We start from the raw sequence: 12,175 nt of genomic DNA on the forward strand, positions 1-12,175 counted from the left end.
CGGGCAAATGGAGTCAGAAATTTACGCTTACTTTATGTTGACTGGAATGGAATTCGATCCCGACGAAGTGACTGCAAAGGTAAGCATCAATCCAACTGAAAGTTGGAGGAAAGGGGACTTAATTAGTGCCAGGGGTACTAGACGGCATAAAGAAAATGGTTGGAGTGTGTATTCTAAAATTGAAAAATCTGCCGACTTAGAAGAACACATTAATTCGGTTTTAGAACAGCTTCAGCCTGGGTGGAGTCCTTTGCGAGAGTTATGCAAGTTTTATGCTGCGGAGATTGCTTGCGTCATTTATTACAGAAGTGGCAGTGTGCCAGCGATTCATTTTGATAAAAGTATCGTTGAAAAGGTACATCAATTGAATGCGGCAATTGATGTAGATTTTTATGTTTTGCCAGAGGAGACTGCCTCGGATGAAGCAGTAGCAGCATGAGGGGTATAGTGTTGTTGTGTTAAGAGCGATCGCCCTTCTGGGTTCCTTGCTTCCTACTGTGGTACAGTATGAATGAAAAAAATCAGGGCTTACCAGAAAGAATTGGTTGAAAGCCCCAAGCCGGAGCGGGGAGAAATTAAAATTAGACTATTCATTACTCCAATCCTCTTCCTTCTAGGTAGAGGTCGCTCTCAAACTGTCAACTGTCAACTGTCAACTGTCAACTGTCAACTGTTGAAGCATGGTGGCTAGAAACCGGGTTTCTACGATTTTTACGTTGAGTGACGAGAAATAGACGAAGAAACCCGGTTTAGTAAAGTCAGCGCGCGCAACTCATAAACAAATATACTGTGCAAATTATGCAGACAAATATCAGTCTGATTCTCGAAGCTTGTCAAGAGTTAAATATCAGTTATGAAATCCTCGCACCAAACCAAAACTTAGTTAGAATCAAACTGAACGGTCAAGACTATTATTTTGTCAATTTCAGTATGCCGTTTAACAACGAGCAAATCGTACACATATTTAAAGACAAAGAATATACCTATCACTTGCTAAAAGGCAAGATTCAAACTCCTCACACCCTAGGATTTCTCTCGCCTTTTTGCGAGGAGAAGTATCACAAATATTTAGAGTTTAAAGATTGTGCAGAAATTGCAGCCGAAGTTGGCAAAACATTTTCGCTACCCGTGATTGTGAAAAGAAATCGCGGTTCGGCGGGAAACAATGTATTGCTTTGTGAAACGAAAGAGCAAGTTCAAGCAGCGATTGAACTTGTATTTAATGTCAATAGCAAAGATTATGACTATGTTTGTCTAGCTCAAGAGTACATTGATATCCGACACGAATATCGGGCGGTTTTTTTCAATCACAAGCTGGTTTTGCTGTATGAAAAAGATAAATCAGACGCTAAATTTGCGGGGAATTTAAGCCCGCTGCACTGGGAGGGTGCAAAAGCTAAGCATATTACCGACTCAGAGATTATTTCGGAAATTGAAAATTTTGTTCGCCCTGTTTTTGAAGAGATTCGGATTAATTATGGTGGGTTTGATATTGCGCTAGATACAAATGGGGAATATTGGTTAATTGAAATTAATTCTAGTCCTAATTTCGAGATTTTTGTGAGAGATAATCATCGCCGGATTGCTGTAAAGATGTTTAAAGATATGTTGGAGAGCTTGACTATTAATCAAAAGCCGTAAATGTTCGATTTTAGAGATGCGCTACAATTAACTAAATCCAACAATTACACAAGAAAACATAATGACAGGACAAGTATTAGAAGTAGAGGGTACGTGGGAAGAGATTGTAGCCCTATCCGAAAAATTTGCTGGACGCAGAGTTCGCATCATCGTTCTTGCTAACGAAGACGAAGAAGCACTCCCATCTCCAGAAGAAAGCTTTCGGCAAGCATGGCTGGAAATAAAGACAGGAAAAACTAGACCTGTATCGGAACTATGGGAAGGTATTGATGCAGCGATCGAGATGATGGAGTCTCTGCCAGAAAATTTACAGCAGCAAGTAGCAGAATACTTGAAAGAGTATATCGCACAATTAAAAGATGAGCTTCAATGGGAAGAATCTTTCCACAAAACGCAACCGCAACTTGTGGCGGCTGCCAAACGCGCAAAACAAGAAATTGCTCTTGCTAAGGAACCGCTGAAGTCAGCAGAAGAGTGTTTTCGCCAAGGATGGTACGAAGCAATGACAGGGCAGACTATACCGCTTTCTGAACTGTGGGATGGAATTGATGCAGAATAATCCTCCTTTAAGGCAGATTATACCCACGCGAGAATTCCAACGCGACTTACGCGCTCTTTCTAAAAAGTACCGCCATATCCGATCGGATGTTCAGCCAATTATTGAAAAACTGCAAGCTGGAGAGTTGCTGGGAGTTCCGATACCTGGGATTGGTTACGAAATATTTAAGGTGCGTGTTAAAAACAGCGATGTTCAAAAAGGAAAAAGCGGTGGATATAGATTCATTTACTACCTTCAAACAATGACGATCGTTATCTTGATTGCCATTTATTCAAAATCAGAACAATCAGATATTGCCGCCGATCGAGTTTTAGCAATTATCAGCGAATTTAACGAGTTGATTGAAGACGCAGGAGAAACGACAGAAGAAATACAAGATAAGGACTAAAGTCCTCACTACAAACCTTAGATTACATCCTCTCCAACACTTGAATCCCTAACAATCCTAATCCTAACTTCAAAGTCCGTGCCGTCAAATCGCACAAAATTAACCGCGAAGTCCGTAACGGTTCCTCCGCTTTCAACACCGGACATTGCTCAAAGAATTGATTGAACTTTTGACTTAATTCAAACAAATACTGACAGATTCGATTCGGCAACAAATCGCCGCCAACAGCATTTACAACTTCATTCAACTGCAATAAATGCTTGGCTAAAACTAACTCCGCATCCGACTCCAAAATTACTTTTGCACTAGCATCTAAGTTGTCAAAATTAATCTCACCTTTGCGACGAATTCCCTGCACGCGCACGTAAGCATACAGCATATAAGGTGCGGTGTTTCCTTGCAATGCGAGCATTTTGTCGTAACTAAATACATAGTTGCTCGCCCGGTTTTGACTTAAATCGGCGTACTTAACGGCGCTCAAACCAACTATGTGAGATACGTTGGCTATAAACTCTTCTGTCTCCTGTCTTTCTTCTGTGACTAATCTCTCTTCTAAATCTTGGCGCGTGCGGACGATCGCCTCATCGAGCAAATCTTGCAACCGCACTGCCTCCCCAGAACGAGTTTTCAATCTTTTGCCGTCTTCTCCTAATACCAAACCGAAGGGAATGTGCACAATCTCAACATCTTCGGGAATCCAATTGGCTTTTCTGGCGACTGCAAATACTTGGGCGAAATGGTTGGATTGTCCGGAATCTGTGACGTAAATTATGCGCTTTGCTTTGTCGTTTTCGATGCGGTAGCGGATGGCAGCTAAGTCTGTTGTGGCGTAGTTGTAGCCGCCGTCGGTTTTTTGGACGATTAGCGGTAATGGTTCGCCTTCTTTGTTGGTGAATCCGTCTACAAATACGCATTTGGCGCCGTCACTTTCTACTAGCAAACCGAGATTGGTTAAATCTTCGACTACTCCGGGCAATAATGGATTGTAAAATGATTCGCCGCGTTCGGTTAATTTGATGTCGAGCAAATCGTAGATTACTTGGAATTCGCGGCGGGATTGATCGCATAGCAATTTCCAGGCGCGTCTGGTGTCTTCGGCGCCGGCTTGCAGTTTTACGACTTCTTGTCTCGCGGTTTCTTTGAAGATTTCGTCTGCGTCGAAGCGCTGTTTTGCTTGGCGGTAAAATGCAACTAAATCGCCTAAATCTAGGGCGTCAGCAGTTGTTAATGCTTCGGGGTGTACTTCGCGCAGGTAGGCGATTAGCATCCCGAATTGGGTGCCCCAGTCGCCGATGTGGTTGATTCTGATTACGTCGTGGCCTTGAAATTCGAGGGTGCGGGCGATCGCATCTCCGATGATTGTCGATCGCAAATGTCCGACGTGCATTTCTTTGGCGATATTCGGGCTCGAAAAGTCGATCGCGATTCTCTGAGGCGTTTGAGTCGGTGAAATCCCCAAACGGGTGTCGGCGGCGATCGCGCTTATCTGCGCTTCCAAATAAGCCGGTTTCAGCTTCAAATTGATAAAACCCGGGCCGGCGATTTCTGGAGTTTCGCAGATGTCGGCAATATCTAGATTTTCGACGATCGTAGAGGCGATCGCCCGCGGTGGCTTGCCTAACTTTTTGCCCAAACTCATCGCCGCGTTGCACTGAAAATCCCCAAACTTGGGATTATTCGCAGGCGCTAGCATCAGATCCGTATCGGCATAACTCTCGCCGAATGCGGAGGTGAAGGCTTTTTCAAATCTTGTTTTTAACTGTTGGGCGATCGAGTTCATCTTTTATATTTTGATTGGATACTTATTTTAAACTCTAGATTAAGCACTTTGTGTCAATAATAATCTTACAACTCAGGCAATTTCCCTCTCCCCCTCTTTCCCTCTCCCCCTCTTTCCCGATTCCCAATAAAATTTTGTGTGCTTAGGTTTGAGCTGCTGGTGCAGTCGAAATCACTGACCGCATTAACACATAGTACATTTTATCACAGTTGCGATCGCTACACAAAGCAAAAAAGATCACATCTAGTCAACGATCGCGATCGCTAGATAATTTATTTAAATCAGTTACATTAACGTATGTTAATATTTTTTTAATGCTCCCGAAAATTCTACCCAAGGAAGTAGTTATGTTATCTCAACCTGTTTTTGGCGATCGTTCTCTGACCCAAGCCTTTTATCAAGCTGTAATCGATCGCTTCGATGACCCTCTGAGTCTTTCGACTCAAGCACTATTACGAGAGTGTACCCTCGGTTTCGCCCCTTGTCCCGAGGGAGTCAAAACCTTTTTCATTATCGCGCCGAGTCTGGAGGCTGCCGAGCAACTAATTGGCAAAATGGACAACATTTTAGAGCGAGTTGCCGAACTCATGGCTGGAGTCGGACAAGTTGCCCTGTGCATCGTTCCCCCCGGCAGCGAGGCCGAGGAACAAGTAGATCTGCAAAACTTAGAAAAAGTTCCCCCCGATTGTCTCGCTTGCAAATTCTTTACAATTATATGTGCCGATGCTACGAGCGATCGGTAAAATTGACACTTAGCAACCAGCAACTTGCTGTGTTGCGCCGAACCTGTGCCAGTACCGGCGCGGGAGACATTGCCTACTTAGTAACAATCCCTGGAATCATCAGGGCAAAGCGTGCAGGTAATTCGATCGAAAGCAAGGTTGCACTCGCTATCAAAGATTGTTCAACAAGCAGGCACAATTAACATACCTTCATGCCCGCTTATCAGTCGATCTGATTTTTACCTGCCGGCTCAAGCAGCCGTGCATCTACTTTTTAGCTCCCCAATCAAAGCCGCCAAAAAGCCGCACTAACTTTCCTCGGTGTCTCGCTTCAAAAGATAGCAAACAGTTGTTAGCTGTTAGTTAGTTGGTAGGGGCGGTGGATGGTGCAGGCCCGCCGTCTTAGTCATCAGTCATCAGTCATCAGGAAGAAGGAAGTTCATCCGAACTTGCAATGTACGGAATGTAACGGATTTAAAAGTCAAGGAAGAGAGAAGAAGGCTTGCTTCGGCTACGCGATCGCGTCAAAAGAAGGAAGAGGTTCGAGGGCAGAAGATATACACAGCAAGCTTTTTAACAAGAGATATTTTAGGTTGAATTAGGTGCATTTACTGCTCGTTGCAAAAGAGAGTTTTGCTTGACATTCATTAAGTTTGCAGCGAGCAGAAATATTGGAAAAAATAGATAGTTAGTAGTTAGTAGGGTGCATCAGTCGGGTGCATCTGGGTTTGGCGAATACATCCGTAGGGGCGAAGCATGACCGCAGAAAATATGGGATGATAACTAATAATTTATATGCGGTCATGCTTCGCCAATTTAAACACAGAGAAACTGACGCAGTTTACCAAGAAGAATGGGTTTAAAGCCTCCTCATTAAGCAGGGGGAAATAAAACAAAATTATTTACTGCTTCAATACTCGGACTTCTAGGTAGAGGTCGATCTCAAACTGTCAACTGTCAACTGTCAACTGTCAACTGTTGAAGGGGATATATAGTGCGATCGCATCCCAGGCTCATAGAATTTGTTAAAAATTTAAGTTGAAAAATTGAATTATTAAATTTTATGCCTAGCATTGGCGATAAAATCTAAGATTGCAATTCTCAAATCTCCAATCAAGCCATCATGGTAAAACTGACACCGAACCCTAGCTTTAGTTTAACGATTCGCGTTGCTCTGCCGAACCAGCCGGGAATGCTAGCAAGCGTCACCAGTGCGATCGGCTCTGTGGGCGGCAACTTCGGCCAAATCGACTTGATCGAGCAAACCCGCGCCACTACAGTTCGCGATATCACCGTCGATGCTTACAGCACCGAGCACAGCGAAGAAATAGTCCAAGCAGTGAAAGCGCTAGCGGATATCAAAGTGATCGACGTGTACGATCGCACTTTCAACCTGCACCGCGGCGGTAAAATCAGCGTAGAAAGCAAAATTTCCCTCAAACGCCAGTCAGATTTGGCAATGGCCTACACTCCAGGAGTCGCTCGCATCTGTACTGCGATCGCCAATGACCCCCAACAAGTTTACAACCTGACTATCAAACAAAATACTGTTGCCATTGTTACCGACGGTAGCGCAGTTTTGGGACTGGGAAACTTGGGGCCCGAAGCCGCCCTGCCAGTCATGGAAGGCAAAGCCATGCTATTTAAAGAATTTGCCGGAATTGACGCCTTTCCTATCTGTTTGAATACCCAAGATACTGACGAAATTATTCGCACAGTGCAGAATATCGCCCCGGTTTTTGGTGGTGTTAACCTCGAAGATATTTCTTCACCTCGCTGCTTTGAAATTGAAGCAAGATTGCGGGAAACCTTAAATATTCCGATTTTTCACGACGATCAACACGGAACTGCGATTGTTAGTTTGGCAGCATTAATTAATGCCTTGAAACTCGTCAAAAAAACAATGGCAGAAGTGTGTATCGTAATTAACGGCGCCGGTGCGGCCGGAGTCGCGATCGCCCGTTTGCTGCGGAAAGCAGGTGCCGAAAACATCATCATGTGCGACTCCAAAGGCGTCCTTTCCAAAGATCGCACGGATATGAACCCAGAAAAACTGGAATTTGCTGTAGCTTCGAGCGGTACTTTGGAAGATGCGATCGCCGGTGCGGATGTATTTTTAGGTGTCAGCGCCCCTGGCGTGCTCACGCGATCGATGGTGCGATCGATGGCCGAGAATCCGATCGTTTTTGCCATGGCAAATCCCATTCCCGAAATTCAGCCAGAATTAATTATGGAGGATGCGGCGATTATTGCTACCGGACGCAGCGATTACCCGAATCAAATTAACAATGTTTTGGCGTTTCCGGGGATATTTCGAGGTGCTTTGGACTGCAAAGCTCGCACGATTACGACCAGTATGTATCTAGGTGCAGCTTACGCGATCGCCTCTTTAGTCAGTCCTTCGCAGCTTGACAAAGAACACATTATACCCTCAGTTTTTGACGAGCGAGTTGCCATTGCTGTCGCCGGTGCAGTGCAGTTGGCCGCCCGATCCGAAGGTATCGCCCGCGATTAACAGAAGGAACAGTTGACAGTTGACAGTTGACAGTTGACAGTTGACAGTTGACTCCGAAAGCAGGAAAGCAGTTGACAGTCGAGAATAGTTGACAGTTGAGGGAGAAAAGAGGGAAGAGGGAAGAAGGAAGGGGGAAGATACCATGTATAAATTCATGGTCTTTGTCGCAGTTTTGTACTTCTTGTTTTGGGATTTTTCTGGTTTATTCTCATTCTCCGTTTCCTCCTTCCCGTTCATTCTTACTCCTTTTTTCTTCCCCATCCTCTCTTTGTCCCTCTCTCCTCCCTCAGCGGATCGGCATTAAATTCCGTACACTGCTAGTTGCCGAACTTCCCTCGAACCTCGAACCTTTAACCTCTTCCTTCTGCCCCCGAACCTCAACATCTATCCCTTACCAGAAATCATTGGTTGAAAGCCTCTCCGTTTTAGGGATAAATTAAAATCAGACGATTCATTACTCCAATCCTCGGACTTCCAGGTAGAAGTTGCCCTCAAGCGGTCAACTGTCAACTGTCAACTGTCAACTGTCAACTGAATGAAATCCGTTATACAATCCGTTGCCGAACTTCCTTCTTCCTGCTTTTTTGCTGAGTGATAAAAATCACACCAATAAACCAGATAATCGACATAATAAAGATATAATTAATTATCCCAAGCCCAGCTAGGTCAGATGCAAAGCCAGTTAGGAGAAGAGCGCAGCAACAGCAAATTATTAGAACCGTCCCCGCTCGGGCTGGCATTGTGCCGGACGGACGGGACTTTTCTTGACGTAAATCCAGCTTTTGCGAATATTATTGGTCGGACAGTTGTAGAAACTCTCAACCTCAACTACTGGGAAATTGTGCAAACACAGTGTACTGCCAGAGACAAGTATCTAGAAATTCCAACCAAAAATAGGTGCGCGGGCACGTGTGCAGCAGCATACAAACATAAAAACAACCATCTCGTACCCGTGCGAGTGTCGGAGCGGGCAATTGAAACAGACGGAGAGTGGGCGATTTGGTTGAGTGCTGAACAAGTTGTTAATTGGGAGCCTGAAAATAGCGAGCTGCTGGAATCAGCGCCGTCGCACTGCAATTGTCATCTAGAAAAATTGCTGGAAAACCAGAATACTGAGTTGGCAAAAACTCACGAACTACTCCAAGAAAAAATCGCCGAACTCGAACTTGCAAAATCGCAACTGCAACTCCAAAATCAGATTTTAGAGCAAATTCGCGAAGCCGTAATTTGCACGGATGCTGGCGGCTCAATCACCAGTTGGAATAAACAGGCTCAAAGACTCTACGGATATGAGAATAGTGAAGTAATCGGTCAAAATATTGCTCTACTTTATCTGCAAGAACAGCGAGAATTACTATCTATATTAGTGGCTCAACAGCTAGAAGAAACAGGCGAGTCGGATCTAGAGATTACCATGCAGCGCAAGTCTGGAGAAAATTTTTACTCGCACTTGTCACTTTCTCTGTTAAAAGACGTTCGTGGCGAAATTATTGGAAGTGTCGGCTGCATCAGAGACATTAGCGATCGCAAAAAAATAGAACAAGAATTAGCACAGAGACAAGCACTATTTGATTCCTTTTTGCAGGAGGCACCCGCAGGATTTTGCATTTTTGATTCCCAACTTCGGTACGTGCAAATTAATCAATTTCTAGCCGAAATAAATAGCCTGAGTCCTGCTGAACACATTGGCAAGACTTTACGCGAAATATTGCCGGAAATCGCTCCAATGGTAGAGCCTTTATACGAACAAATATTGAGAACCAAGCAACCTCTAATTAACATGGAAATGAGCGCTGAGAATCCCAGAAATCCGGGGATTATGCGACACATGACAGCTTCTTATTTTCCTCTACTCGACAAAGACGGTGAGGCGATCGGCATGGGTGCACTGGTTATTGACATTAGCGATCGCAAACAAGCAGAAGCAGCCCTCCAAAAAAGCGAACAGCTCTACCGCACTATGGCAAGCAACATTCCCAACAGTGCGGTGATGCTGTTCGATCGCGAAATGCGCTTTACCCTGGTAGAAGGCACAGAATTAGCAGGAGTGGGGCTTTCTAAAGAGTTAATGGAAGGCAAGACAATCTGGGAAGTATTCCAGCCGGATTTTTGCGCTGCTGTCGAGCCAAATTATCTGGCGGCCCTGGCTGGAGAAACAGTTGTTACAGAATTTACCTATGGCGATCGCATTTACCTCGCTTATACTTTGCCAGTCAGAAACGAACGGCAAGAAATCACCGGCGGATTGCTAATGACTCAAAACATTACGGCTCGCCAATTAGCAGAAGAAGCCCTCAGAGAAAGCGAAGAAAAATATCGCTGCATTGTCGAAACAGCCGATGAAGGCATTTGGATGATCGATGCGGAGGGTAAAACTACTTTTGTTAACCAAAAAATGGCTGATATGCTAGGCTGCACCGCAGAGGATGCGATCGGGCAGTCACTATTTGCTTTCATGGATGCAGAAGGCATCGCGATCGCCCAAGCCAATCTCAACCGCCGCAGTCAAGGAATTCGCGAACAGCACGATTTTAAGTTCCTGCGCCGAGACGGGAGCGAGTTGTGGGCGATGCTTTCTACTAATCCATTGCCAGACAAAGAAGGGCGCTATATCGGCGCTTTGGCAATGGTTGCCGACATTACCGATCGCAAGCAAACAGAAGCCGCATTACAGCAGTCAGAAGCCAAATTTCGATTACTTTACGAATCAACCAGCTTGGCTGTTTTAATGTTAGATGAAAACGGTATCCGCAATGTCAACAACGCCACCATAGAACTATTTGGAGCCACTAGCCAAGGGCAGTTTGTCGGCAAGAATCCAGGCGAATTGTCGCCTCCTTTCCAACCCAACGGCAGAGACTCTTTGAGCATGGCGAATGAGATGATGGCGATCGCCTTTGAATGTGGTAATCACCGTTTTGATTGGGTTCACCAGCGTTTAGACGGTACGAATTTTCCCGCAGAAGTCGTGCTGACAGTCATCGAAGTTGGAAATGAAAGCGTTATTCAAGCAGTCGTCCAAGATTTAACCGATCGCTTCCTTGCAGAAGAAACATTAGTGCGATCGGAACAAGCCCTCAGACAGCAAGCTCAGAGAGAACAACTACTCAATCAAATAGCCAACCAAATTCGCATTTCTTTAGATTTAGACACAATTTTAGCAACCGCCGTTCAAGAAATTCACAATCTCATGCAGCCAGATTGGTGCATCTTCACTTGGTACCGTCCCAACAGCAATCCTCCGGTTTGGAATATAGTCTGCGAAGCCAAAAATGTAGCTTTGCCAAGTTTCCTAGGTACTTATGTTGTAGAGGACACATCTAGTGCAGGAGTAGAACAAATTTTGCGCCGAGAAATTCTGCAAGTTGATGATGTTAGCACTTTTGACAATGTAGAATTGCGCCAAGCTTTCCAGGCAATAGAAGTTAACTCAGTGCTGTCGCTACCAATTCACACTGCTTCCGGCGATATTGGGGCGATTACGTGCTATCAGGCTTTGTATGTGCGACATTGGAGCGACTCAGAAGTCGAACTGATGCAAGCGGTGATTGCTCAAATTGCGATCGCGATCGACCACGCAAAATTGTACACCCAAACCCGCACAACCGCTCGATTAGCTCAAGCTCAAACTCAACAGCTAGAACAAACTTTACACCAACTTCAACGCACCCAAACTCAATTAATTCAAAGTGAAAAAATGTCTAGTTTGGGACAATTAGTAGCAGGTGTCGCCCACGAAATCAACAACCCAGTTAACTTTATCTACGGTAATCTCAGCTACGTCAGCGAATACACTCAAAACTTGCTAAAAATGCTGCAATTTTACCAGCGTGAATACCCCGAGCCTAGTGCAGCAATTTTAAATGCCAGAGAATCCTTGGAAATTGATTATATTTTTGAAGATTTACCAAAAATTGTCACATCTATGAAAGTCGGAGCCGATCGCATCCGCGACATAGTTTTGAGCCTGCGGACTTTCTCAAGATTGGACGAAGCCGAAATGAAGCAAGTTGACATTCACGAAGGCATAGAAAGCACGCTGATGATTTTGCAAAATCGCCTAAAGAATAAAGCCGATCGCCCGCAAATTAATATTATTAAAGAATACGGTAACTTGCCTTTAGTTGAATGTTATCCCGGCCAGTTAAATCAAGTATTTATGAATTTGTTGAGCAATGCGATCGACGCATTGGAAATGGAGACAAATAAACCAGAATGCAAGGAAGGGAAGGATTTAGCAATTAGAATTCGCACCGAAGTAACCGACAATAACTGCGTAATGATGCGGATAGCTGACACAGGCCCCGGGATGAGCGAAAACGTGAAACGGCGCTTGTTTGACCCATTTTTCACCACAAAACCCATCGGCAAAGGCACAGGCTTAGGATTGGCGATTTCGCACTCTATTGTCGTAGAAAAACACGGAGGCGAGCTGACCTGCAATTCTGTATTGGGAGAAGGTTCCGAATTTGCGATCGAGATTCCGCTGCGGCAAAAAAGAAATTAGTTATTGGTTATTGGTTATTGATTATTGGTTATTGGTTATTCGTAGGGTGCGTCAGTTAGGGAT

Annotated in this window: 9 protein-coding genes; 8 read left to right on the plus strand and 1 reads right to left on the minus strand. The window is 44.6% G+C overall.

Annotation, left to right across the window (positions count from 1 at the left end):
• The first annotated feature begins 7 nt into the window (after positions 1-7).
• From JGK22_RS09900 to JGK22_RS09920, 5 genes are all read left to right on the plus strand, one after another.
• A complete protein-coding gene (locus JGK22_RS09900) occupies positions 8-439 on the plus strand; it encodes a DUF4279 domain-containing protein (RefSeq protein ID WP_293175321.1) in 432 nt (143 codons plus the stop codon).
• A gap of 72 nt (positions 440-511) precedes the next feature.
• Positions 512-691: a hypothetical protein gene (locus JGK22_RS09905; RefSeq protein WP_293175319.1), complete on the plus strand. Its 180-nt coding sequence runs from the start codon at positions 512-514 to the stop codon at positions 689-691.
• Positions 692-798: 107 nt separating this feature from the next.
• Positions 799-1,641 carry a YheC/YheD family protein gene (locus JGK22_RS09910; RefSeq protein WP_293312774.1) on the plus strand — a complete coding sequence of 281 codons (843 nt, stop codon included), beginning with the start codon at positions 799-801 and terminating at the stop codon, positions 1,639-1,641.
• A gap of 61 nt (positions 1,642-1,702) precedes the next feature.
• Positions 1,703-2,200 (plus strand): hypothetical protein, encoded by a 498-nt coding sequence (locus JGK22_RS09915; protein WP_293312776.1) that lies wholly within the window; start codon positions 1,703-1,705, stop codon positions 2,198-2,200.
• On the plus strand, positions 2,190-2,588 hold the full coding sequence (locus tag JGK22_RS09920) for a type II toxin-antitoxin system RelE/ParE family toxin (RefSeq protein ID WP_293175313.1): 399 nt from the start codon (positions 2,190-2,192) through the stop codon (positions 2,586-2,588). Before JGK22_RS09915 ends, JGK22_RS09920 begins: the two co-directional genes overlap by 11 nt.
• A gap of 22 nt (positions 2,589-2,610) precedes the next feature.
• Here JGK22_RS09920 and argS read toward each other — a convergent pair whose 3' ends face one another.
• On the minus strand, positions 2,611-4,368 hold the full coding sequence (gene argS, locus JGK22_RS09925; protein ID WP_293216845.1) for an arginine--tRNA ligase: 1,758 nt from the start codon (positions 4,366-4,368) through the stop codon (positions 2,611-2,613).
• 347 nt (positions 4,369-4,715) lie between these two features.
• Here argS and JGK22_RS09930 point away from each other — a divergent pair, with 347 nt between their 5' ends.
• The 3 genes from JGK22_RS09930 (at position 4,716) to JGK22_RS09940 (ending at position 12,112) form a co-directional block, all read left to right on the plus strand.
• On the plus strand, positions 4,716-5,111 hold the full coding sequence (locus JGK22_RS09930; RefSeq protein WP_293204452.1) for a hypothetical protein: 396 nt from the start codon (positions 4,716-4,718) through the stop codon (positions 5,109-5,111).
• Positions 5,112-6,213: 1,102 nt separating this feature from the next.
• Entirely contained in the window at positions 6,214-7,605 is a 1,392-nt protein-coding gene (locus tag JGK22_RS09935; RefSeq protein WP_293175307.1) for a malic enzyme-like NAD(P)-binding protein, read from the plus strand.
• 670 nt (positions 7,606-8,275) lie between these two features.
• Entirely contained in the window at positions 8,276-12,112 is a 3,837-nt protein-coding gene (locus JGK22_RS09940) for a PAS domain S-box protein (protein ID WP_293175305.1), read from the plus strand.
• Positions 12,113-12,175 lie beyond the last annotated feature (63 nt).

The sequence above is a fragment of the Microcoleus sp. PH2017_08_TRC_O_A genome (assembly GCF_020738665.1).
In the GTDB taxonomy this organism is placed as follows: Bacteria; Cyanobacteriota; Cyanobacteriia; order Cyanobacteriales; family Microcoleaceae; genus Microcoleus.

Bases quoted from the DNA above. Each gene is read 5' to 3' on its own strand.
- JGK22_RS09930 (WP_293204452.1), top strand. From the start codon at position 4,716: ATGTTATCTCAACCTGTTTTTGGCGATCGTTCTCTGACCCAAGCCTTT.
- JGK22_RS09920 (WP_293175313.1), top strand. From the start codon at position 2,190: ATGCAGAATAATCCTCCTTTAAGGCAGATTATACCCACGCGAGAATTC.
- argS (WP_293216845.1), bottom strand. From the start codon at position 4,368: ATGAACTCGATCGCCCAACAGTTAAAAACAAGATTTGAAAAAGCCTTC.
- JGK22_RS09915 (WP_293312776.1), top strand. From the start codon at position 1,703: ATGACAGGACAAGTATTAGAAGTAGAGGGTACGTGGGAAGAGATTGTA.
- JGK22_RS09905 (WP_293175319.1), top strand. From the start codon at position 512: ATGAAAAAAATCAGGGCTTACCAGAAAGAATTGGTTGAAAGCCCCAAG.
- JGK22_RS09900 (WP_293175321.1), top strand. From the start codon at position 8: ATGGAGTCAGAAATTTACGCTTACTTTATGTTGACTGGAATGGAATTC.
- JGK22_RS09940 (WP_293175305.1), top strand. From the start codon at position 8,276: ATGCAAAGCCAGTTAGGAGAAGAGCGCAGCAACAGCAAATTATTAGAA.
- JGK22_RS09910 (WP_293312774.1), top strand. From the start codon at position 799: ATGCAGACAAATATCAGTCTGATTCTCGAAGCTTGTCAAGAGTTAAAT.
- JGK22_RS09935 (WP_293175307.1), top strand. From the start codon at position 6,214: ATGGTAAAACTGACACCGAACCCTAGCTTTAGTTTAACGATTCGCGTT.